Below are 22,757 nucleotides of genomic sequence, written 5' to 3'. Positions count from 1 at the left end.
TCGTGGACTACGCGACGGCACTGGCCCGGCTGCATGCCGTCGCCCGCCCCGAGCACGCCGGAGTGCTGCCCCGCTGGCAGGGCCCGGACGCCGCCGACGCCGCCTCCTTTCTCCGGCTGGCCTCGGCTCTCGGCGCTCCTGTCCCACCCGGAGTGCCCGGCGAGCTCGACGACCTCGTGCACCGGCTGGCCCGAGCGCCCGGGCACGCCCTGCTCCACGGCGATCCGTGCCCCGGCAACGACCTGCACACCACCGGCGGAACCCGGTTCATCGACTTCGAACAGGCCTCACTGGGCAGCGGGCTGGTGGAACTCGCCTACCTGCGCATCGGCTTCCCGACCTGCTGGTGTGTCACCGCGGCGCCCGCCCCGCTGCTGGAACGGGCGGAGGCCGCCTACCGCACGGCATGGCGCACCGAGACCGGCGAGGAACTCCACGACGACCTCACCGACTTCTGCGCCGGCTGGCTGATCCGGGGCGACGCCCTGGTCCAGAGAGCCCACCGTGGAGGCACCGATCACCTGGCCCGGATCCCGGTCCGCGACTGGACATGGGGCACCGTGACCGCCCGGCAACGCCTCGTCCACCGGCTCGGTGTCGTCGGCGGTATGACTGCCGGCCGCGACGGTCCGAGCGGGCTGAGCACTCTCTGCGCGGACATGCGGCGGCGGATGGTCGCCCGCTGGCCCGGACTCAGCCCCGTTCCCTCGCGACGCCCGACCTGATCCACAGCGCCTCGGTCCCGAAGCCGGGCCCGACCGGGTCGATCCGCAGAAACGTCGATGATCAACAGGACGGTGCTCTGCGTGGGTCGAAGGCGACGGCCAGGTCGGGCTGGGTGACGTTGACGTTGAGCCCCGAGACCAACGCGATCACGGCCATGCTCCCATGGCATACGCTCAGGCCTATGACGCAAGAAGACGGCGAGCTGGACAGCCTGGTACGCAAACGCATCCGCGCCCTGCGCGTGGCCCAGGGATGGTCCCTGGAAGAGCTGGCCACCCGGGCGAAGGTCAGTCAGTCCACGCTCAGCCGCATCGAGAACGGTCGGCGTCGGCTGGCCCTGGACCAGCTGGTCACTCTCGCCCGTGCTCTGGACACCTCCCTCGACCAGTTGGTCGAGACCGCCTCCGACGACGTCGTCTCCCACCCGACGATCGACGGAGCCCACGGTCAGATGCGGTGGCCCATCAAGGCGGAACCCGGCATGACCGTCATCCGTCAGCGCATGACCGAGCCGCCGCCCGACAACCCCGCACGGCTGCGCGCGCATCCGGGCCGCGAGTGGCTCGTCGTCCTGTCCGGCACCGCGATCCTGCTCCTGGGCAACCGGCGCCTGCGGATCGAGACGAACCAGGCGGCGGAGTTCCCCACGATGCTCCCGCACGCGATCGGCGCCGAGGGCGGGCCGTGCGAGTTGCTGGGCATCTTCGACCGGGACGCCCGCCGTGGCCATCAGCGCGGCGAAGGCACGGAGAAGGCGAACTCCCCGACCCCGCCCGGGCGGAGCCTCACGTGACGAGCGCGCGGCAGTGAGCCGGTGGCGCCTGCCGCACCGTCAGGACCCGAGCCCTCTGACATACGGCAGGGTCGTGGGACGCGGGCCCGCCGATCACCGTGATCGACGGGCCCGCGGCGCAGGTCCGCGCAGCTGACCGCACTCGCGTTTCAGCAGCTCACGCGGGATCGACGCGGGAGATGGCGCCGCCGCTGCCGAGGACGTACAGCTCGCCGTCACCGCCCTCGACGAACGAGATCACCTCGCCGCCGCTCACTCCGAGGTCGCCGACGCCGGTCACCTCGCCTTCCCGCATCTGGAGCGTACGCATGGTGCCGTCGCAGTAGTCGCTGAACACATAGCTCCCCTGAAGGTCCGGGAGCGCGTCGCCGCGGTAGACGAATCCACCGGTCACCGAGCAGCCGAGGCCCGTACGGTCGTACTCGTGGACCGGCGGGACGTGGTTCGCGGGCTCCGTGCCGCCCCGGAAGGGGTGGGTGCCCTCCATGGAGGACCACCCGTAGTTCTCGCCGCCCTCGCTGTCCGCCGGGGCCCAGTCGATCTCCTCCCAGTCGCTCTGGCCGACATCGCCGATCAGCAGGTCGCCCGTGCCCGCGTCGAAGGAGAACCGCCACGGATTGCGCAGCCCGTACGCCCAGATCTCGTCCTTCGCGTTCGCGTCGTCCACGAACGGATTGTCCGCCGGGACCGCGTACGGCTCGCCTCCGCTCGGGTCGATCCGCAACAGCTTGCCGAGCAGGGTGTCGAGCTTCTGCCCGTTGCCGTGCGGGTCGCCGCCCGCGCCGCCGTCACCGAAAGCGATGTACAGATAGCCGTCGGGGCCGAACTTGATGTCCCCGCCGTTGTGGTTCGCGTACGGTTGCGTCTGGGTCAGAACGGTCCGCCGGGTATCCGGCTGGAGTCGGCCGCCCTCCACGGCGAACTCGTCCACCGTGCTGGTGCCTTCGAGATCCGTGAACGAGATGTAGAAATGCTCGAAGGCCTTGTCGAACGCGACGCCCAGCAGGCCGCGTTCGCCGTCCGTGGTGGTCTCGTCGGAGATGTCGAGCACGGGTGCGCCGAGGCCCTGATCGTCCAGGACCCTTACGGTACCCGCGCGTTCGGCGATCCACAGCGTGTCATCGGGTCCGGCCGCTCCGGCCGACGGCCCCTGGGCCCTGGCCACTTCGGTCAGGGAAGCGCTCACCGGCTGGGCCGGCGCCGCTGGCTCGTGGGCCGACGCCGTGGCCAGCGCCAGTGACGTGACGAGGCAGAGCGTGCCGATGATCGCCGAGCTTCTGGTGCGAAATTTCACCGTGGCCTCCTGGAGGCGGCGAAGGGGGGGGGAGGTCACCCGGCTGCTCGAGCGGAGTTGGGTGGGGGGCACGAGCCGGCAGGCAACCTGGGTGGGGGAGTTGGTGTGGCACCGGCTACAGGCGAGGATAGGGGGACGGGCGTGGCCTGGCCTAGACCAGCGGTGCAACGTCTTCTTCCGCGGCGGCTCCTGGCACGCCCCGCAAGGCGGTAGTCGGCCAATCGTCGACGCGAACTCGACCGGTGATGCGCTCGCGCCGCTGGTTCTGCCGTTGATGGGAGCGCTCCAACTCTCACCAACTGCCGCTCCGTTCAACGTTATTGCGCCGTAGTGCTTGACAGTCTTCGAATGCCGCGCCAGTTTGGGAGCGCTCCCACGCACACGCTTCCCCACGCGAATGCCTGACCTCCCGAGCATCACGGACCCCTGAACCCGTCCGTCGATACCCCTGACGGACGTACGAGAGGAGCACGGAGCCGCAATGAGAATCAGAGGTACTACCCCGCACGCACCTCACGCACTCCGCAGGAGAGCGGCCGCCGCACTGTCCGCACTGGTCATGGGCGCCGCACTCGCGGTGGCCGTACCCGGACAGGCGTCGGCCGCCGCCGCCCGCGTCGACAACCCCTACGCAGGCGCCACCCCGTACGTGAATCCCGACTGGTCCGCCAAGGCCGCCGCCGAGCCCGGCGGCGACGTCATCGCGGACGAGCCGTCGTTCGTCTGGATGGACCGCATCGCCGCGATCGGCGGCACACCCGGCGCGCGAGGCCTGCGCGCGCACCTCGACACGGCCGTGAGCCAGGGAGCCGACCTCTTCCAGGTCGTCATCTACAACCTGCCCGGCCGGGACTGCGCCGCACTCGCCTCCAACGGCGAACTCGGCCCCACCGAGCTGAGCCGCTACAAGAACGACTACATCGACCCCATTGCCGACATCCTCGACGACCCCGCCTACGCGAGCCTGCGCATCGTCACGCTCATCGAACCGGACTCGCTGCCCAACCTCGTCACCAACGCCGGAGGGACCGCCGGCTCCACGCCCGAGTGCGCCACGATGAAGGCCAACGGCAACTACGAGAAGGGCATCGGATACGCCCTGCACACCCTGGGCGCCGTGCCCAACGTCTACAACTACGTCGACGCCGCCCACCACGGCTGGCTCGGCTGGGACTCCAACTTCGTCCCCGCGGCCCAGCAGTTCAAGAAGGCCGCGACGATGGAGGGCGCCACCGTCTCCGACGTGCACGGCTTCATCGTCAACACGGCCAACTACTCGGCGCTCCAGGAGCCGTACTTCGCGGTGACCGACTCCGTGAACGGGACCACGGTGCGCCAGTCGCGCTGGGTGGACTGGAACTACTACGTGGACGAACTCTCGTTCGCCAAGGCTCTGCGCACGGAACTGGTCCGCCAGGGCTTCGCCTCCGACATCGGCATGCTCATCGACACCGCCCGTAACGGCTGGGGCGGTTCCTCCCGGCCCTCCGGGCCCGGGCCGCTGACCAGCGCCGACGCCTATGTAGACGGTAGCCGGACCGACCGCCGCATCCACGCCGGCAACTGGTGCAACCAGAGCGGCGCCGGCGTCGGCGAGCGCCCCACGACCGCCCCCGAGCCGGGGATCGACGCCTATGTCTGGGCCAAGCCCCCGGGCGAGTCCGACGGCAGCAGCGAGCCCAGAGACAACGACGAGGGCAAGGGCTTCGACCGGATGTGCGACCCGACGTACACCGGCAACGGCCGCAACGGCTTCAACCTCACAGGTGCCCTGCCGGACTCCCCGGTGGCCGGGCACTGGTTCTCCGCACAGTTCCAGGAGCTGCTCCGCAACGCCCACCCGCCGCTGGACGGCGGCAGCGGAGGCGAGGAGGACACGCAGGCGCCGACCGTGCCCACGAACCTGCGGGTGACGGCCAAGTCCAGCAGCAGCGTCACCCTCGCCTGGACGGCGTCCACGGACGACACCGGCGTCACGGGGTATGACGTCCTCCGTGACGGCGTCCGGGTGGGGACGACGGCCACGGCGACCTATACGGACACCGGCGTGAGCGCCTCGACCGCCTACAGCTACTCGGTCAGGGCCAGGGACGCGGCAGGCAACGTCTCGGCGGGGAGCGCGGCCGCACAGGTCACCACCGAGGCGGGCGGCGGCACCGGAACAGGAGCGCTCAAGGCCGAATACCGCAACACCGACGGCTCTCCGACCGACAATCAGATCCGGATGTCCCTCCGCCTGGTCAACACCGGTTCGGCCGCGATCGACCTCTCCACGGTCACGGCCCGCTACTGGTTCACCTCCGACGGCGGCGCGAGCACCTTCGCCACCGCCTGCGACTACGCGGTGCTGGGCTGCGGCAACGTGACGCACGGTGTCCGACCGGTGAGCACGCCGGCCACCGGCGCCGGCCACTACCTGGAGGTCGGCTTCGGGGGCGGCAGCCTCGCGGCGGGCGCCACGACCGGGGAGATCCAGCTGCGGCTCAACAAGAGCGACTGGTCGGCATTCCAGGAGAGCGACGACTACAGCCGCTCCACCAACACCGCCTTCGCCGACGCCCCGAGGATCGGCGTCTTCACCGGCTCCACCCTCGCCTGGGGCACCGCCCCCTGACCTGCTCCGCGACCGGCACGGCTTCTGCCACTGCCGCTGCTCCTTTCCCCGGACGACGGGAGAGGGGCAGCGGCGCGGACGCGGGGACGACGATGACCCGGGTCGGCGCACGTCGCCCCGGTCGCCGGAGCCGGTGTGACCATACGGGACGACGTGGCCTTGAACCGCGCCTGCCAGGTACGTCCTTCTTCGCGGTGAACCCGTTCGAGAACACGACCGTGCCGTTGGTGCGTACGGTCGCCGGCTTGCTCCACCCGCCGGAGCCGCCGGCCTTGAACAGGACGACCACGGGCCGGCCGGAGGTGTATTTCCGGGCGCCGTCCAGCGGCGGGCGCGATCGATCCGTCAGCGCCGAAGGCCGGCGTTGAGCCGGGCGGCCTGGCGTGTCAGGTGGTCGCGCTCGGCGAGCGTGGGGGCCTTGTGGGCGGCTTCCGCGTACAGCCGGGCCGCCGTCGGCAGGTCGCCGTCGCGCTCGTGGAGATACGCAGCCACCGCCGTGTGACGGGGCAACGTGTCGCTCAGCTCGGCGAGTGCGGCCAGCCCGGCACGGGGTCCGTCGGCCTCACCGACGGCCACCGCCCGGTTGAGCCGGACGACCGGGCTGTCCGTCAGGCCCGCGAGCTCGTCGTACCACTCGACGATCTGCACCCAGTCGGTCTCCCCGGCGGTCGGCGCGTCGGCGTGGAGCGCCGCGACGGCGGCCTGGGCCTGGAACTCGCCCAGCCGGTCGCGGGCGAGGGCCGCCTGCAGGATCTCGACGCCCTCGGCGACAGCCACGGTGTCCCAGCGGCCCCGGTCCTGTTCGGCGAGCGGCACCAGGCTCCCGTCGGGCGCGGTCCGGGTGGCGCGGCGGGCATGGTGGAGCAGCATGAGGGCGAGCAGCCCCGCCACCTCCGGGTGGTCGATCGCTGCCGCGAGCTGCCGGGTGAGGCGAATTGCCTCGGCGGCGAGGTCGACGTCGCCGGAATAGCCCTCGTTGAAGACCAGATAGAGGACCCGCAGCACGGTGGCGACGTCTCCGGGCCGATCGAAGGGCACGCCGGAGACGGTGCGCTTCGCCCGGCTGATGCGCTGCGCCATGGTCGCCTCGGGCACCAGATAGGCCCGGGCGATCTGACGGGTCGTGAGCCCGCCGACGGCGCGCAGTGTGAGCGCGACGGCGGACGACGGCGTCAGCGACGGGTGGGCACACAGGAAATAGAGCTGGAGCGTGTCGTCCACCGACGGCACGGGTCCGGGCGCCGGCTCCTCGTCGACGAGGTCCTCCCGCCGCCGCCGGGCGGCCTCCGCCCGGGTCGCGTCGAGGAACCGCCGCCAGGCCACGGTGACCAGCCAGCCCTTCGGGTCCCGCGGTTGCTCGTCCGGCCATACACGGACCGCTTCGACCAGGGCGTCCTGCACGGCGTCCTCGGCCGCCGCGAAGTCTGCTCCGCGGCGGACGAGGATGCCGAGAACGCTCGGTGCGAGGCTCCGCAGGAGGGCCTCGTTCATCGTGGCGTCACTCCGTGACGGTGGGCGGCGCGGACAGGAACGGCCGGACCTCCAGCCACTCGTGGATGGGCTTCCCGCCCGCCCCCGGAGCGGCCGACAGCTCCCCGGCCAGCTCGACGGCGCGGTCGTAGCCGTCGACGTCGATGATCATCCAGCCGGCGATGAGGTCCTTGGTCTCGGCGAACGGCCCGTCGGTGACCGGCGGGCGGCCCTCGCCGTCGTACCGCACCCACGCGCCCTCGGGGGCGAGCGCCTGACCGTCGACGAACTCCCCGGTCTTCTCCAGCCGGTCCGCGAAATCCTGCATGTACCGCATGTGTGCCGAGATCTCCTCGGGCGTCCACCGGTCCATCGGTACGCCATTGACCGCGGCCGGGGCTCCGCGGTAGTGCTTGAGCAGCAGGTACTTGGCCATGGTGTTACTCCTCGGTGCGGTGCGGCCCATTGTGGCCGCTTTCACTACGGGGACGGAGCCGGACACGGGTTCTCGACATCGTCGCCCGAAAACTTCTGGAAATCTTTTCGGCGTGCCGGGACGCGCCCGAGGTCCCTGGCCGCCGCCATCGGCGTCGTCCTCTGCTTCATCGGGGCCGTCAGCGGGCGGATGTCGGCAGCGGGCGAGGTGGGCAGATTTATGCTGGCTCGATGCGATCTGCTCCTTGGTGGGCCTTGGTTTCCTCCGGATGCGCGCCCGTCCTTCTGGTCGGCGCCTGGATGATCGCGCAGCTGCGCCAAGGGCCGGAGTACGACCCCGCGAGGCAGACGCTGAGCGTGCTGGCCTCCTACGGCGCCGCCGCCTATTGGCTGATGACGGGGATGCTTCTGGTGCTGGGGACGTCCTACATGGTGACGGCGCACGCGCTCCGGCCGGCGGCGCCCGCCGGGCGGCTGGCCCTGGCAGGCGGCGGACTGTGCGCACTGGCCCTGACGCTGGTGCCCGCCCCGAGCAGCGGCGGGGCGTGGGGGCACGGGGTGGTGTCCACCGTGGGCCTCGTGCTGCTGGCGGTGTGGCCTCCCCTGGCCGCCGTCCGGGAAAGGAGGCCGGTGCCGTGGGGGCTGAGGCTCGATGTATCGCTCGCCGCGAGCGCTTTGATGTGCGCGAGCGTTCTGTGGTTCCTGGCGGAGCTGCAGGGAGCGGGTGCGCCCGGCGTCGCCGAGCGCGTGGTGACGTTCGTCCAGGCGCTGTGGCCGTTCCTGGTGGTCCTCTCCTGCCGGAGAAGCGCGGCCTGAAGGAGCGAAGTCCGCAGGCGTGCCGGGGACGCGCCTATGAGTCGTCCGCCTCGCTCCGCAGCCAGGCGTCGAGAACCGTGTAGTCGCTGTCCGCCAGGCCTCGCCGGGGATCGACCCGGTGGAGCAGGGCGGGGCCCGGGTGGTGGGCGGCGACCCACGCCCGGTCGGTGTCCGTGATCTCGTCGTCGACCCAGACGAAAGGACGGCCGGCGGCCCGTGCGACGAGGGCGCGGGTCTTCCAGTGCAGCCCGTCCCGCTCGTCCCGTTCCTCCTCTCCGGCCGTGCCGTCGGCCTCGGAGGGCTCCGGCCAGGAAACGACCGGCAACGGCGGCAGGCCGATGCGGGGCGCGATCCACGCGTTCGCGTCCTCCCCCCACGTCGTCGCCCAGACGAGCTTGCAGGGCAGCGCCGCGAGCCGGGGTCCGTGCCGGGGATCGATCCTGGTCAGGAGGGGATTCGCGCCGGCCACCGGAGTCCCGGGATCCGTCTCGTAGGTCGGGTGGGGGCGGGACGCCGTACCGAAGGGGATGAGCGGACCGTCGACGTCGAGGAACAGCAGCGGACGCTGCGCGGTGCCAGTCACGGGAGCACGATAGCGGTGGCCCGGCCCCACCGGGCAGGGCCCCGGAGTCAGGGCCAGGACCGGTGCGGCGCGCGCCGGGAGCGCCGGTGCGGACGGCTCCGGGGTGACAGCCGGCCGCTGCCACCCCGGAACCGGGACGTCGAGCCCGGCGTGAACCCGAACGAGAGGCCCTAGGTGATCGGCTCGACCCACACGTTGCGGTAACGGACCTTGCTTCCGTGGTCCTGGAGCCTGATCGCTCCGGCCGTCGGACCCTCGGCCGCTCCGCCGCCGGTCGTGCCGTCGACGGCCACGTCGTCGTGGACGGTGACGCCGTTCCACACGACGGTGACCCGGGCGTCCTCCGTCTTCGCGCCCGAGGCGTCGAAGCGGGCGGCGCGGAAGGTGATGTCGTACGTCTGCCAGGTCTCCGGGGCCGTGGCGGCGTTCACGTCCGGGGCCTTCTTGGTGTAGATCGCCCCGGCCTCGTTGTCGGCGAGCGTGGTGTCACCGTACGAGTCGAGGATCTGCACCTCGTAGCGCTCCTGCAGGTACACACCGCTGTTGGCGCGGTCCTGGCCGGTCACGTCCGGCGGGAGGTTCGGCAGCCGGAACTCGACGTGCGCACGGAAATCCTGGAAGCCCTGCTTGGTGCGCAGGTCCCCGCCGGCGACCTCCATCTCCCCACCGCTCACCGGCCATTCGGGCGAGCGGCCGTCCGGATGCTGCCAGGCCCCCTGGTCGGTGCCGTCGAAGAGCTGGACGCGGGACCCCTTCCGATGGACGGTGATCATGTCCAGGTTCACATGGCCGGTGTCACCGCTGTCGTACGCGTAGGCGATCGTGTTGCGGCCCTTGCGCAGCTTCAGCTGCTCGGTCGCCGTCGACCAGGTCTTCCAGTCGGTGGTGGAGAGCAGCTTGATCTGCCGGACCTTCTCGCCGTTGACGTGGACGCTCACCGTTTTGGTGCCCAAAGCCGGGTTCGGCCCGTTGGAGTAGCGCAGGCCCACGTCGTGCTTGCCCGCCTTCGCGGTCTCCACGTCGAAGGCGACGGACGCGCCCTGCTGGCCGAAGTTGTCGACGAAGCCGCCGCCCGAGTAGCCCGCGTGCTCGGTGTCGAAGCCGGCGCCCCCGGTCAGCGTGCCCTCCTCCGCCTCGTACCGGGTGGCAGGGGGCTGTGCCCCGGGCAGGGAGTTGAGGGTGTACCAGGCCTCCGTGCTCCACAACTCCGTGCCGTCGGCGGAGCTGAAGGGGCGCGGCGAGCGGACGTGGACCACCCGGTTCGCCTTGAGCCCGGGGATGGTCAGCGTGACCTTCTTGCGGTCCTCGGAGAGGGTGGCCGCACCGACGTCGAGGGATTCCTCGTCGATCTTGGGGCCGCCGTAGGCGGGGGTCGGGGCGTACGTCCACTGCTCGATCCGGTAGCTCTCGGCGAGTTTCGCGGCCGTCTCCTCGGAGAGCGGCTCGGTGTACTCCAGCTCGAAGCCGCCCGGCTTCGCGCGCATCGCCAGGATGTCGAAGGCCTTGTCACCGCTGGGGGAGAGCTTCTGAAGCCCGTAGGTCAGCTTGCCCTCCTGGCCCCAGTTGCCGCCCGCGCCGAGGCCGCCGGCGTAGATCGCGCCGTCCGGGCCCATGCTGATCCGGTTGACGCCGGCCTCCAGGCCCTGGGTGAAGCGGAAGACCGCGCCCTGGTACTCGCCGTCGACCTTCTCCAGGTAGGCGCGCTGGATGCCGCCGTAGGTGACATCGCCGAACAGCATCTGCCCGGCGAACCGGCCCTCGTCCAACCGCAGAGGAGTGCTGGGGGAGTTGGCTATCTCGTTCTGCGGCAGCCACAGCACCGGCTTGGTCACCGGCTTCGCGTCGAACGGGCCCGAGGGGTTGGTGTAGTGGTTGAAGAAGCGGTCCTGCTTGATGTGGACCAGCTTCGAGGAGGGCAGCCATCCGCCCTGGTTGTCGAGGACGAACATGTCGCCCTCCGGACCCCAGCCGATGCCGTTGGGCGTACGCAGCCCCCCGGCGATGTAGTCGACCTCGCCGGTCTCCTTGTTCACCTTGATCGTCGAACCGCGGTTCGGTGCGGGCTGCGGGTCGGTCGTCGCCCCGCCCAGGTCGATCGCCACGGACAGGTTGAGGTAGAAGTAGCCGTCCCGGTAGAGCAGGCCGAAGGCGAACTCGTGGAAGTTCCCACCGTACGGCCAGGTCGCCACCGTCCGGCGCTCATCGGTCACGTCGTCGCCGTCGGTGTCGGTCAGCTCGGTGAGTTCGTGCTTCTGTGACACGTACAGCTTGCCGTCGACGGCCTTGATGCCCATCGGCTCCTTGAGCCCTTCGGCCACCTTCTTGGTGGTCACCTCACCGGGACCGGTGTCACCCCGGACGTTGTCGAGGAGGTGGACCTCGCCGGTCGTGTGGTCGGTGCCGCCCCAGGTGGTCACGGCGAGTCGGGTGTCGGGCAGCCAGTCCATCGCGGTGACCTGCGGTTCGAAGCCCGCGGGCCGCAGATCGGTGAGCGCGTAGTCCGGATGCGTCCCGGTCAGCGGCAGCCCGTCCCCGGGGGAGTCGAGGGCGCCCTCGCACTCCTTGCGGCCCGGCGCCGTCACCCGTACGACGTCGGCGTCGGTGCTCAGCACGGAGTTCGGCACGACGGCGAAGTCATCCGCGCCGGGCGGCTTCCATTCGAGCGTGACCTGCTGGCCGCCGGTGCGGTCGAAGTGGTCGATCCGCAGCGCGTGATGACCTGCCGTCAGTGCGGCCGAACCGTCCTTGGGCTCCGCGCCGTGCAGCCCGTCGTGATCGATGACGGTGGAGCCGTCGATCCGCAGCCGCGAGCCGTCGTCGCTGGTCAGGCGGAAGGCGTACGCGCCGTCCTCGGGAACGGTGAGGTTGGCCGTGACCTGGGAGACGAAGTGGTCGCCGAAGCCGAAGTCGTTCGGCGAACTCCAGTCGATGCCGGGCATCAGCTTGTCGACGTTGGGCGTCTGGCCGGCCTTGATGTCGCACAGCTCGCTGAGGGGGACCTGCACATCGAAGACGCGCAGGGTGACGCCCGGCTCCTGCGGCGGGAGTTCGTCCCGCGGCGCCGGCGCGGCGGCGGCCGGTACGGCGGAGAAGGCGCCGACGAGAAACGCGGAGACCAGCAGGCCGGTGAGATGTCTGCGGCAACGGTGGAGCGGCCGTGGATGCATTCTTCCTCCTGGCCCCTCGCGGCGAGGGGCACGTCGCGGCGGTGGGTGGGGCCACCCGGCGCCCGGGGGTGAACGTTCGGCTCGTGCGGTGGTGCAGCGCCTCGTCCGGGCAAGGGTCCGATGGCTGCGCCGAGAACAGTAGGAGGCTTCTACCAGCGGCGTCCATACTTCGTCACCACAGTGTTCAAAGTTCGCAGGTGTTGATGCAAAGTAATCAAACCCCTTACTGTGCGCGGGTTTTGACGCGGGCAGTCGGCGGAGATCGGAGCCAGGGCCGCGTACTTCGGAGGCGTGTTCCCGCGCGCGCCGATGAGGCGGGCCTGTGCGGCCCGCCTCATCGGTGACCCTTGCCCTGCGCCTCGCCGTCGGGGACCGGCTCCGGCAGGCGCGGCGCGCCCCGCGGCGCCGGAGGAGAGCCAAGGGCAGGGCGAACGGGTGCTACTGACCCTCGCGACCCGCGGCGGAGGCGAATCCCAGCCAGGTGTGGCGGTTGCCCCACCAGCACCAGCCGACCTTGGGGGCGTTGCGCCGCTCCCGGCCGTCCCGCCCGGTGCCGTTGCTGATCCAGATCGCCGGGGTGCGCGCGTCCAGGGCGCCGTTCGCTTTGCGCAGCCGGGACCCGATGGTCATGAAGCAGAGGTTCCGCTCGAGCACCGCCGGCTGCTGCAGCACCCAGTGGATGCCCTCGGTGAGCACCAAGGGGGTGCGGCCCTCCTCGGTGAGGGCGGGCAACGCCTCCTCCGGGCTCCAGTTGGACAGGTGGTCGCCGCGGTCGGGCCCGGCGACGAAGTAGAGCGGTGCGTCGGGAAGTTCGACCGCGTTGGGGGCGAACCGGTCGACGTCGGGCATGTCGACGACGACGAAGCCGGGCTTGCCCTCGCGCAGGAGCAGTGGCGCGAGGGCGGAGGCGGGGGCGCGGTCCGGATGGACGGCGAGCAGGACGTCGCGGCCCCGGTCGGCCGTCTCGGCGAACGCTCGGATGTCCTCGGCGGGAATCCCCGCGATCTCGTGCACCCCGAGCTCGATCAGGCGCCGCGCCTGATCGGCGGGCGACGGGAGCGCGTGCACAGCGTCGGCAGTGGAAGCATCGGGCAAGGCAATCCCTCGGATTCACGTTTCGCGGTAGTGGGCCGGAGGTCGAACGAGAGAGATCGCCGAAGTGTTCCCGACGCGGCCACCTCCCCTCCGGGCGGGCCCGCGCCCGCGGCTGTCGCCCCGACATCGGCAGGTGCGCGGGTGATCCGCTGTTCATTCGACGATCTGGACGTCCCGCCGGCGGTGCCGTCCTCGCCGCACGGGCGACCCGACGCCGCCGCCACTGCGTGAACCGCCTTCCGCTTCCCCTACTCACCCGGTTCCGCCGGGCAGGCCAGGTCCCGCGCCGGGCGCCGCCCCGAAGTCAGGAACGCCGTCACCGCCTCTTTCGCGCACGTGTTGTCGTCGAACGGGTAGACACCGTGTCCGCCCTGGTCGGCCGTCACCATCGTGGCCCGCTGACCGAACGCCCGCCGCAGCTCCCGGGCTCCGGCCAGCGGCGTCGCCGGGTCCCGCTCGTTCTGCACCATGAGCACGTTCGACGGACCCCGGTCACCGATCCGCACCGGCGGCTCGACCCGCTCCGTCGGCCAGAACGCGCACGGCCCGATCCCGGCAGTGGACGCCCCGATCATCGGATACCTCAGACGGTCGACCGCGACATTGCGCTGATACTCCCGAACCGTTCCCGGCCAGTGCGAGTCATTGCAGATCACGTAGAAGCGCGCGGCCAAGAGGTTCTCCAGGTTCTCCGGCGGCGGCGGAGACGCAGGCAGCGGCCGGTCGGTGTCGACCGCCTGCCAGAACTCCGCCAGGTGGGGCATGAGGACATCGGCGTAGAGGCGTTCGAACGTGACCGCTCGGAACGCGGTTCCATCCATGCCCCTGACCGGACTCCCGTCCAGCCGCTTCGCGAGATCGAAGAACTTCGCGGTCACCTGCTCCGGCGTGGCCCCCAGACCGTACCGGGGGTGCGCCGCCGCGAACTCGGCGAAGTCCGGGAACCGGTCCTCCAGCCCACGGCCGAACGACCGCATGGCCGTGACGTCATAGCCGCCGGGCCCCAGATTGCTGTCGAGCACGACCCGGTCGCCGCGCTTCGGGAACATCGTCGAATACACCGCACCGAGATGGGTGCCGTAGGAGTGACCGAGGTACGAGAGCTTCGGCTCGCCCAGCGCCGCCCGGATCCGGTCCATGTCGCGCGCGGTGTTCGCGGTGGTGATGTGCGGCAGCATCGACGCGGTGCGCGAGGTGGCGCACTGCTTCGCGACGGCCCGCGCGTACCCTGCCTCCCGCGCGACGTCGGCGGCGGTGTGCGCATACGGCGCGAAGTTGCCGCGATGCTGCTGCCGCTGCGTCAGATCGCAGGTCACGGGCGCGCTCCGGCCGACGCCCCGAGGGTCGAAGCCGATCACGTCGTACGAGTCCAGCACTTCCCGGGGCAGCCCCGAACCAGCGAGAACGGCCGGATGGCCGAGCCCCGCACCCCCGGGACCGCCCGGGTTCGTCACCAGCACACCGCGGCGCTTCGACGGGTGCTCGCTCGCCAGCCGGGAGATCGCGATCTCGATCCGCCGGCCTTCCGGGTGCCGGTAGTCCAGCGGGACGTCGAGCGTCGAGCACTCGAGCCGGGGCGAGACGACGCCCTTCGGGCACGGACCCCACCGCACAGGGAGACGCCGCAGACGCCGCAGACGCCGCAGACGCCGCAGACGCCGCAGACGCCGCAGACGCCGCAGACGCCGCAGACGCCGGAGACGCTCCCGGCACCGCGGTCGCCACCGCCACCGCGCCGACGGCGAGAGCAAGGGACACGGCTGTACGCATCTGACGTCCTCCTGGAGAAAGGGGCGCACGGGGCGCCGGAACCACCGGCTCGGAGCACCGCCGCCGACTGTGTGACGTGGTCGTACGGGCAGCCGACACCCTCGGCCGCCGTCCGGACGAGTCTGTCCGCGCGGGGCCGGGCGGCACATCGGCCCGGCGGCCCGAGGGTGCGCCGACCAAGGACGAGGAGGGGGTACGACTCCGGTCGAAGGCCTCTCCGCCCTGCGGCCGACTCGCCGGCCGTACGGCTTCGCGACAATGAACGGGTGAACACGTACGGCGCGCCACGGCTCGGACGGTGGCAGCAGACCTGGCGACTGGCGGCGGCCGCGGCGGTGAGCGTGCCGATCTGGCTCTATATCGGAGTGGTGCTGCACGGGCAGGGCGCCGGACCGGGCTCGTGGTTCCGCATCGGTGATCCGCTCGTGGCCCTCGGCTGCCTGACAGCCCTGTTGTGGCGCCGGCGATTCCCGCTCGCCGTCGCCATGACGGTCGCGGTCGCCTCGACCGCGTCGACGCTCGCCACCGGCGCGGCTCTCGTGGCGCTGGGCTCGATCTCCACCCGCCGACGCCCGGTGGAGATCGGGGCCGTCGCCCTGGCCTATGTGACGGCGTCACAGTTCGCGGGCGGGCTCTACCCGGTTCAGAACCCGCCCGGCATGCTCTGGTTGCAGCTCGCGTTGCCGGCCCTGACCGCGGGCATCGCGGCGGCCGTGGGCATGGCCATCGGCGCGCGGCGTGTCGAGGTGCGGTCCTTGCGGGACCGCGCGGAGAGCGCGGAACGGGAACAGACGGCACGAGCGGCGCAGGCACGGGTCCTGGAGCGCAACCGGATCGCCCGCGAGATGCACGACGTGCTCGCGCACCGGATCTCGCTGGTCGCCATGCAGGCCGGAGTGCTGGACCACCGCGGTGACCTCGGAGCCGAGGAGAGCCGTCTGCTGGTCCGCGGCATCGCCGAGGGCTCCCACCTGGCCCTGGAAGAGCTGCGCGATGTGCTCGGTGTGCTCCGGGCCGACCCGGGCCACCCGGAACCCCCGCAACCCTCGCTCGACCGCATCCCCGACCTGCTGGCCGACGCCCGCGCGTCCGGACTGGACGTCACCATGGCCACCGCCGTGACGGGAACACCGGCCGACGTCGTGGGACGAACCTGCTACCGAGTAGTCCAGGAAGGGCTGACCAACGCCGCCAAACACGCCCCGGGCGCGCCCGTCCGCATCACCCTCGAAGGAACGGCGGGCGAGGGGCTCGGCGTCGACGTCCGCAACTCCCCGGCCACCACGGGTAGCACGCACCGGCCACCGGCCTCGGGATTCGGACTGCTCGGCCTCACCGAACGGGTCGGCCTGGCCGGCGGAACGCTCCACCACCACCCCACGTCCGACAACGGCTACGTCCTCAGCGCGCGGCTGCCCTGGCCGAACCCCACCCACGAAAAGAGAGCATGAGTGGACAGCGAGCGGGATCCGGTGCGTGTCGTCATCGTCGACGACGACCAACTGGTGCGGATGGCGCTGCGGCTCGTCATCGACGGCGAACCGGATCTGACCGTCGTCGCGGAGGCGGCCGACGGGAACGCCGCGATCACGGTGGTGGACGAGCAGCGGCCGGACGTCGTGCTGATGGACGTACGGATGCCCGGCCTCGACGGACTCGGCGCGACCCGGGAGCTCCTGACCCGGCCGGCGCCGCCCCGGGTGCTCATGCTGACGACCTTCGACTCCGACGACCTGGTGCTCGGCGCCCTGCGGGCCGGAGCGCTCGGGTTCGTCCTCAAGGACACCCCGCCGCCGCGGATCCTCGACGCCGTGCGGGCCGTGGCGGACGGCAGCCCCGTGCTGTCCCCGGCCGCCACGGCACGGGTGATCGCCGCGGCCACCGGCCCGCAGTCCTCCCACGCCCGAGAATCGTCCCGTCGGGCCGCGCGGGAACGGCTGTCGGCACTGACCGATCGCGAGCGCGAAACCGCTCGGGCCATCGCGGACGGACTGGGGAATCCGGAGATCGCCCAGAGGCTGCACATCAGCGTCGCGACGGTCAAGGCGCACACCGGCAGCCTGTTCTCCAAGCTGGCGGTCCAGAACCGGGTACAGATCGCCCTGCTGGTCCGCGACGCGGAGGAGTGACGGCGCTCCGGGGAAGCTGCAACAAGGCAACAAGGCAACACGGCAAAAGCGCAAAGGGCAAAAACAAAGGCAAGGAGAGACCTCTCCTTGCCACTCTCAACTTATAGCTCACCGGGGGGCTTGCGGCAAGCCCCGGGTGACGGCGCAGAATCCTGGGGTCGATGCCCCCACCTGCGGAACGGGGGACGACGTGCGCCGACCGGCCGGGAGTATCCGCCGGCCTATGACGTCAGAGGGAAGACAACCAGGAATGAGTACGTGCCCGACAAGAGGTTCGACAGAGGGCGGGGCGCCGGAGATCCGACCGGCCGCCGCAGTACAACGGAACACGACCGCCCAGGAGGTGTCGCGATGACGGACCCGTACGTGCTGGATCTCGAAGAGGTCGACGAGACGCGCGTCGCGGCCGTCGGCGGCAAGGGCGCGCACCTGGGCGGACTGTCGCGGATCGAAGGCGTGCGTGTGCCGGACGGCTTCTGCGTGACGACGGACGCATTCCGGCGGGCCATGACGGAAGTCCCGTCGATCGACGATCGGCTCGACGAGCTGGCACGCCTGAACCCGGACGACCGGGAGGCGATTCGCACGCTCAGCGCACACATGCGCCGCACCATCGAAGATCTCGCCGTCCCGGGCGACCTCGCGGAGGCGATCACCGGCGCGCTCGCCCGGTTCGGCGAGCACGCCGCGTACGCCGTCCGGTCCAGCGCGACGGCGGAGGATCTGCCCACGGCCTCCTTCGCCGGCCAGCAGGACACGTATCTGAACGTCCTGGGGCCGACCGCGGTTCTCCAGCACATCAGCCGGTGCTGGGCCTCGATGTTCACCGAGCGGGCCGTCGTCTACCGACAGCGGAACGGCATCGACCACCGTACGGTCCACATGGCTGTGGTCGTGCAGCGGATGGTCTTCCCGCAGGCGTCCGGCATCCTGTTCACGGCCGACCCCGTCACCGGCCACCGGAAGGTCGCCACCGTGGACGCCGGCTTCGGCCTCGGCGAGGCCCTGGTCTCCGGTCTGGTGAACCCCGACGTCTTCACGGTCCGGGACGGCGAAGTCGTCACGAAAGCCATCGCCGCCAAGGAACGCGCCGTTCACGCCCTGCCCACCGGCGGTACGCGTGAAGTGGCGGTCGACGCACGACAGCGGGTGCGGCCGGCGCTGACGGACGAGCAGGCCGTCCGCCTCGTGGGGCTCGGCCGCCGGATCGAAGCGCACTTCGGCCGCCCGCAGGACATCGAATGGTGCCTGGTCGACGATGGTTTCCGGATCGTCCAGAGCCGGCCGATCACCACCCTCTTCCCCCTCCCCGTCATCGAGAACGGCGAGGAGGGCAAGGACGAGGGGAACCACGTCTACGTCTCCGTCGGCCACCAGCAGATGATGACCGACCCCATGAAGCCCCTCGGGTTCTCCATGTGGCAACTGACGGCCATGGTGCCGATGCACGAGGCGGGTGGGCGGCTGTTCGTCGACGTCACCCGGCGACTGGCATCGCCCACCGGCCGCGACGCTCTCCTGGACGCCATGGGAAAGGGCGATCCGCTGGTCAGGGACGCGCTGGAGACCGTCCTCGAACGCGACGGCTTCGTCCCCTCGCTCCCGGACGCGGCACCCGGCGGGCCGCCGTTCACCGGTGCGCCCGACCCGATCGAGACCGATCCGGCCGTCGTCACCGAACTGATCGAACGCAGCCGAACGTCCATTGCCGCTCTGGAACGTGACATCCGGACGAAGGAGGGTCCGGCACTGTTCGACTTCCTGCTGGAGGCGTTCGAGGAGCACAAGCGGGTACTGGCCGATCCACTGAGCATGCAGGCGATCATGGCGGGGATGGACGCCACATGGTGGCTCAACGACAAGCTGCGGGAGTGGCTGGGCGAGAAGAACGCCGCGGACACGCTGACGCTGTCCGCCCCCGACAACATCACGTCGGAGATGGGACTGGCGCTGCTCGACGTCGCGGACGTGATCCGCCCGCTGCCGGAGGTGCTGGCACGACATGACGGCCGCGGAGGACGGCCCGAACAAATAGTCGATCTTAATGCTTCGGTTGCTCAGCGGCTTCGTGGCCCGACCGTCACGCGGCCGAGTGCTCCACAGTCCTTCGTCGCACTCCTTGTCCGCCGCGTAGGCGGAAGTCACGACATCCTTCGGATTGTCCGGGGAGGCGGAGTCCGGGGGGATGGAGTTGAAGTCCCCGCCGTAGACGGTCCGGTATCCGGCGGGGGTGTACGAGTGGACGATCTCCTGCAGCATCGCGGCCTGTTCCTTGCGTTTCATCCCGGCCGGGTTGGGGTCGTCCTCCGGCGTGCCGGAGCTGAAGTGGGCCGTGCAGAACTGCAGGGCCTGGGCCGGGAGAACGGCACAGATGGCGGTCCGCTGCTCCATGCGCTCCCATGCGCCGTCAATGGTCCGGTTCTCAGGCGAGGGCAGGTCGTACGACGTGTACCAGGTGTTGGTGTCGGACACTGCCAGTGCGACGCCGTAGGCGCCCCTGTCTCTCCAGCCGGAACCTGCCGAACCGGCGTTGTCGCACGTCTTGGCGGCCTTCACGGAGGACCCGTCGACGGTGTACTTGATGGGCGCGAATCGTACGTCCCACCCAGTGCCCGTCCTGTTCTCCAGCTCCCTCTCGACTTCTTTGGCGTGCGACTCGCAGAGCTCCTGAAGAAACACGGCACGATACTGCTTTGCCTCTGTTTCGCTGCCCATCCGGGCAGCGATCTGGCTTCCCAGGTCGCTGCCTTCCACCCGGTGGTTCACACAGTCGCTGTTGCTGTTGGCGCAGACGTTCCACGACATCACACGGAAGTCAGCCACCGGCGGGGAGGAAGCGGGACGGGGGCGCCCGCCTTCGTCACTCGCGTTCTCCTCACCTAGGAAGACGAGCTCGAACTTCTGCCAGGACCCCACCGTGTCCGACCGTGCCCGAAGCAGTCCCTCGTCGGTTCCGGCGTCCTGTACTTCGGTGGTCACGTACTTGTAGCCGTTGTTCGTCCAGACTTTGAGGGCGTACGTACCGTCCGTCTGCTTCGCGAGCTGGAGCTTCTCCCATTCGCCGACGGTTGTGCCCCGGGCCCGAAGCAGATTCTCGTGGCTGCCGGTGTAGTTCCGCTCAGTCGTGACGTAGTTCCCGTTCGCTTCCGAACGCAGGGTGGTGGTCCACCCCTTGTCGTCCGTGTGCAGCGTGAACTTCTCCCAGGAACCAAGGTCTTCGTGGGAGGGAGCAGCTGTACGCGCACGCAGCATGTCCTGTCGAGCGCCGCTGGTGTTGACTTCCACCGACACGTACAGACCGGTGCTCACGGACTTGAGTGCGTACTTGTCGCCTGCCGTGACGGGCACCGGTCGTGCTTCCGCCGCATGTGACTGCACGGTAGTCATGGTTATCACTGCGAACAGAGCAAAACACAGGACCGCCAAGCGGCTCACTGTCTGTCTCATTTACCCGCCTAGGGTGAGGAACGGTCAAAGTGAACAACTGATGCCCGGCCGCGTGGAGCAAGTCCACCGAGAGAAAGGGACTCTCGGTTGGACTCCGGACGGCGAGAGAGCCCAACCAAAGTGATCCCCTCAGAGCAGGGGCAGGTACAACCGCAGGTGCGGGTCGTGCACGTCGAGCGGATTGTTCTCCAGCGAAAAGATGACCGTGGAGACGGCGACGACCTCGACACCGCGCCGGGCGCCTACTCCGATGGCTTTGGCCGCACCCCTCGTTGAGGCGGTTGACGGCCTCGTACGGGTGAGCCGCTGTGCTCCGGCCGGGCCCGGTGCTCAGCTCGGGGCGGGGAACCAGGTGTCGAGGACGGTGCCGTCACCGCGACGGGGGCGCGGCCGGCGGCGCCGGTGGTACGGGAAGAAGCCTGGGAAGTCACATCGGTCATGGACAGAAACCTAACCGGCCGCCGGGGCCCGCTCAGACCGGACGGTTCAGCTTCCGGCCGCTTCTCCGCCGCGCCCGCCCGGACTTGTGCCCGCTCCCCGCCTGGGCCGCAGCCGGCACCGCTCCTCCGGCGTCCGCGGAGGCATCGTCGCCCGGGCCGAGCACTGCAGTTGGCCATATGGGGTCACGTCGGAGGCAATGCGCGTGGGCGGGTTTCGCTCCGTGTGCAGGGGCGCGCGGCGCGCCCGCGTTCGGCTGACAACGGACCGGACCCCGGACCTTACGGTCCGGGGTCCGGTCGGGCGTGGGATTGGTCCGTGGTCGTCGCGGTCGGAGGGCCCGTACTGCTCGATCTGCCTCCGTGCTCCGCCCGGAGGGGACCCTGGTGCGCGGGCAGGCCTCACCATGGCGGACGTCCACGGCATCACCACGACCATCGGCTGACTCGACGCGCACGCACCGCGATCGGTGGCGGGGACCTGCTGACCGTCGGCCCTGCCTGCATCTCCCGGCTGCGCGATACAGTCGACGGCTGTACCTGCGGTCCCCGCCTGGCCGACGCCCCGCTCTTCCACGCCATGCTGCTCCGGCTGCCCGCCCCTGGCATTCCGAACAGATGCGTGGTGCTGCTCGGCGTGTGACGCGGTTGCGGGCCTCGGGCTCGCGTCCCGAGCTGAGTCGCAGGCGGCGGTCAGCTGGTGCGGTTGTAGATCGCTGTGCCGGGGCAGGCGGTGACGCCCGAGCGGGTTGCGCACCCGCTGTACTGGCTGGAGCCGTTCCACCAGGCCCAGCCGCCGATGGTGCGGCCGTTGAGCCAGGTGTACTGGCCGTTGTAGTTGGCGTCGTACGTGCGCAGGCTCCAGTGCACGTGGGCTCCGGTCGCAGCCCCGCCGGCGCAGGTGTCGGTGCCGATGTTGCCGAGCAGGGCGCTGCGGGCGATCGATGTTCCGTTGTAGTAGGTGGTGTTCCGCATGTGGTAGTAGTCCGTCGAGAAGCCGCCGGGGTGGATCACTCTGGTCCAGCCGCCTCCGGCACCGCACATCGAGGTCGCCGTACCCTCCCGGGACGAGCGGACCCGCCCGCTGGCGTTGCCTCCCGCGAAGTCGAGGCTGCTCCAGTAACCTGTCGAGCCGGTGTGGGAGTGCGCCCCGCCGGTGAGAGTCATGTAGTAGTCGGGCATCCAGGGAAGCAGCAACCCGTTGGTGTTGGCAGCCGTGGTACCCACCGATGGCGTCTCCTGCTGCGGAGCCGCCTTGCGCTGAGCGTACGCCGTCATGGTCCGCCGCTCCGCCTTGCCGACCAGCGGAGACTCGGCCACGTGATCGGCGAACTCACGGTCGCCCTCAAGGCCCGAGATCCACTGCCCGTCCTTGCGGTGAGCGATGTAGAGCCAGCCCTCCGGCTCGCCGTGGTGGGTGCGGGTCGCTTCGACGTACGCAACGCCACGAGCCCAGTCGGCCGAGACGGTACGGACATCGACGACCACCTTGCGGCCCTCACCGGCGAGTTTGCTGACGGCAGCCTTCGGTGCGAGACCCTCGGCGTCGTGGGACCGGGAGAGGACGTCTGCGGAGACGGCGTCTATGAGTGCCTGTCGACCGGTGCCGAGGCGGGTGGCCACCGCGGACGGCATCTTCACGGTGACACCGGGGGAAGGCGACTGGGCGGCGGTTGCCGGGGCCCCGGCAGGTGTCGCGGCCGAGTCGCGGAAGGCCGCCGTCGCCGAGGGCGCGGTGGCGAGCAGGCCGAGGGCGGCGAGGGCGGCGACGGTGGTTCTCACGGACAGCTTGGAGAGCATGGGTGGTGTCCCTTCTGGACGAGAGAGGTCTCACGGGCCGACAGGAGCGAGAGCTGGGTGGAGCACGCGCGGCCACGCCATACGAGAGGAAGGACAGCGATGGAATGACATGTCCGCACCAAATCTATGCGCGTAGCATACGGGTCTGTTGGCCGCCGGGACAGATCAAGTCGCCGTGGAT

At 70.5% G+C, this 22,757-nt stretch carries 14 protein-coding genes and 2 pseudogenes; 7 read left to right on the top strand and 9 right to left on the bottom strand.

Annotated elements, in window-relative coordinates:
* Together CR470_RS21180 and CR470_RS21175 are read left to right on the top strand one after the other, a co-directional pair.
* Positions 1 to 725: phosphotransferase (locus tag CR470_RS21180; RefSeq protein WP_097869129.1), on the top strand; the 725-nt coding region annotated here is incomplete at its 5' end.
* 182 nt (positions 726 to 907) lie between these two features.
* Positions 908 to 1,519 carry a helix-turn-helix domain-containing protein gene (locus tag CR470_RS21175; RefSeq protein ID WP_097869128.1) on the top strand — a complete coding sequence of 204 codons (612 nt, stop codon included), beginning with the start codon at positions 908 to 910 and terminating at the stop codon, positions 1,517 to 1,519.
* A 157-nt stretch (positions 1,520 to 1,676) separates the two neighbouring features.
* Here the strand turns inward: CR470_RS21175 and CR470_RS21170 are convergent, their stop codons facing one another.
* Positions 1,677 to 2,813, bottom strand: coding sequence for a PQQ-dependent sugar dehydrogenase (locus CR470_RS21170; protein WP_097869127.1), 1,137 nt, complete (start codon positions 2,811 to 2,813; stop codon positions 1,677 to 1,679).
* Positions 2,814 to 3,294: 481 nt separating this feature from the next.
* Here CR470_RS21170 and CR470_RS21165 point away from each other — a divergent pair, with 481 nt between their 5' ends.
* A complete protein-coding gene (locus tag CR470_RS21165; RefSeq protein ID WP_097869126.1) occupies positions 3,295 to 5,427 on the top strand; it encodes a glycoside hydrolase family 6 protein in 2,133 nt (710 codons plus the stop codon).
* 345 nt (positions 5,428 to 5,772) lie between these two features.
* Here the strand turns inward: CR470_RS21165 and CR470_RS21155 are convergent, their stop codons facing one another.
* Positions 5,773 to 6,918 carry an RNA polymerase sigma factor gene (locus CR470_RS21155; RefSeq protein ID WP_097869125.1) on the bottom strand — a complete coding sequence of 382 codons (1,146 nt, stop codon included), beginning with the start codon at positions 6,916 to 6,918 and terminating at the stop codon, positions 5,773 to 5,775.
* 7 nt (positions 6,919 to 6,925) lie between these two features.
* Complete coding sequence (locus tag CR470_RS21150) at positions 6,926 to 7,333, bottom strand: YciI family protein (protein ID WP_097869124.1); 408 nt, start codon at positions 7,331 to 7,333, stop codon at positions 6,926 to 6,928.
* A 230-nt stretch (positions 7,334 to 7,563) separates the two neighbouring features.
* Between CR470_RS21150 and CR470_RS21145 the strand changes: the two genes are divergently transcribed.
* The gene (locus CR470_RS21145) at positions 7,564 to 8,148 is read left to right on the top strand and encodes a DUF998 domain-containing protein (RefSeq protein WP_097869123.1); all 585 of its coding nucleotides are present in this window, start codon (positions 7,564 to 7,566) and stop codon (positions 8,146 to 8,148) included.
* A 34-nt stretch (positions 8,149 to 8,182) separates the two neighbouring features.
* Here CR470_RS21145 and CR470_RS21140 read toward each other — a convergent pair whose 3' ends face one another.
* The 4 genes and pseudogenes from CR470_RS21140 to CR470_RS21125 all read right to left on the bottom strand — a co-directional run bounded on the left by CR470_RS21140 (position 8,183) and on the right by CR470_RS21125 (position 14,763).
* On the bottom strand, positions 8,183 to 8,731 hold the full coding sequence (locus CR470_RS21140; protein WP_097869122.1) for an HAD domain-containing protein: 549 nt from the start codon (positions 8,729 to 8,731) through the stop codon (positions 8,183 to 8,185).
* 170 nt (positions 8,732 to 8,901) lie between these two features.
* Complete coding sequence (locus CR470_RS21135) at positions 8,902 to 11,898, bottom strand: family 16 glycoside hydrolase (protein WP_097869121.1); 2,997 nt, start codon at positions 11,896 to 11,898, stop codon at positions 8,902 to 8,904.
* 438 nt (positions 11,899 to 12,336) lie between these two features.
* A complete protein-coding gene (locus CR470_RS21130; protein ID WP_097869120.1) occupies positions 12,337 to 12,993 on the bottom strand; it encodes a DUF5701 family protein in 657 nt (218 codons plus the stop codon).
* Between the two features lie 248 nt (positions 12,994 to 13,241).
* A pseudogene (locus tag CR470_RS21125) lies at positions 13,242 to 14,763 on the bottom strand (alpha/beta hydrolase).
* Between the two features lie 266 nt (positions 14,764 to 15,029).
* On the opposite strand from CR470_RS21125, the gene CR470_RS21120 reads away from it, so the two are divergent.
* The 3 genes from CR470_RS21120 to CR470_RS21110 all read left to right on the top strand — a co-directional run bounded on the left by CR470_RS21120 (position 15,030) and on the right by CR470_RS21110 (position 19,775).
* Entirely contained in the window at positions 15,030 to 16,214 is a 1,185-nt protein-coding gene (locus tag CR470_RS21120) for a sensor histidine kinase (protein WP_097869119.1), read from the top strand.
* Positions 16,215 to 16,892 (top strand): response regulator transcription factor, encoded by a 678-nt coding sequence (locus CR470_RS21115; protein ID WP_097869118.1) that lies wholly within the window; start codon positions 16,215 to 16,217, stop codon positions 16,890 to 16,892.
* Positions 16,893 to 17,243: 351 nt separating this feature from the next.
* Entirely contained in the window at positions 17,244 to 19,775 is a 2,532-nt protein-coding gene (locus CR470_RS21110; RefSeq protein ID WP_257138862.1) for a phosphoenolpyruvate synthase, read from the top strand.
* 705 nt (positions 19,776 to 20,480) lie between these two features.
* Here the strand turns inward: CR470_RS21110 and CR470_RS40675 are convergent.
* Positions 20,481 to 20,779, bottom strand: a pseudogene (locus CR470_RS40675) (2,3,4,5-tetrahydropyridine-2,6-dicarboxylate N-succinyltransferase); the annotation flags it as partial.
* 690 nt (positions 20,780 to 21,469) lie between these two features.
* Complete coding sequence (locus tag CR470_RS21105) at positions 21,470 to 22,576, bottom strand: M23 family metallopeptidase (protein ID WP_097869117.1); 1,107 nt, start codon at positions 22,574 to 22,576, stop codon at positions 21,470 to 21,472.
* Between the last annotated feature and the right edge of the window lie 181 nt (positions 22,577 to 22,757).

The sequence above is a fragment of the Streptomyces sp. rh34 genome (genome assembly GCF_002551245.1).
Lineage (GTDB): Bacteria > Actinomycetota > Actinomycetes > Streptomycetales > Streptomycetaceae > Streptomyces.
Note: the sequence above shows the minus strand (reverse complement) of the source record. Positions and strands in the feature narration are given on the sequence as shown.

Excerpts from the sequence above, each read along its gene's own strand:
- CR470_RS21175 (WP_097869128.1), top strand. The coding sequence starts at position 908 with ATGACGCAAGAAGACGGCGAGCTGGACAGCCTGGTACGCAAACGCATC.
- CR470_RS21165 (WP_097869126.1), top strand. The coding sequence starts at position 3,295 with ATGAGAATCAGAGGTACTACCCCGCACGCACCTCACGCACTCCGCAGG.
- CR470_RS21155 (WP_097869125.1), bottom strand. The coding sequence starts at position 6,918 with ATGAACGAGGCCCTCCTGCGGAGCCTCGCACCGAGCGTTCTCGGCATC.
- CR470_RS21150 (WP_097869124.1), bottom strand. The coding sequence starts at position 7,333 with ATGGCCAAGTACCTGCTGCTCAAGCACTACCGCGGAGCCCCGGCCGCG.
- CR470_RS21145 (WP_097869123.1), top strand. The coding sequence starts at position 7,564 with ATGCGATCTGCTCCTTGGTGGGCCTTGGTTTCCTCCGGATGCGCGCCC.
- CR470_RS21135 (WP_097869121.1), bottom strand. The coding sequence starts at position 11,898 with ATGCATCCACGGCCGCTCCACCGTTGCCGCAGACATCTCACCGGCCTG.
- CR470_RS21110 (WP_257138862.1), top strand. The coding sequence starts at position 17,244 with ATGACGGACCCGTACGTGCTGGATCTCGAAGAGGTCGACGAGACGCGC.
- CR470_RS21105 (WP_097869117.1), bottom strand. The coding sequence starts at position 22,576 with ATGCTCTCCAAGCTGTCCGTGAGAACCACCGTCGCCGCCCTCGCCGCC.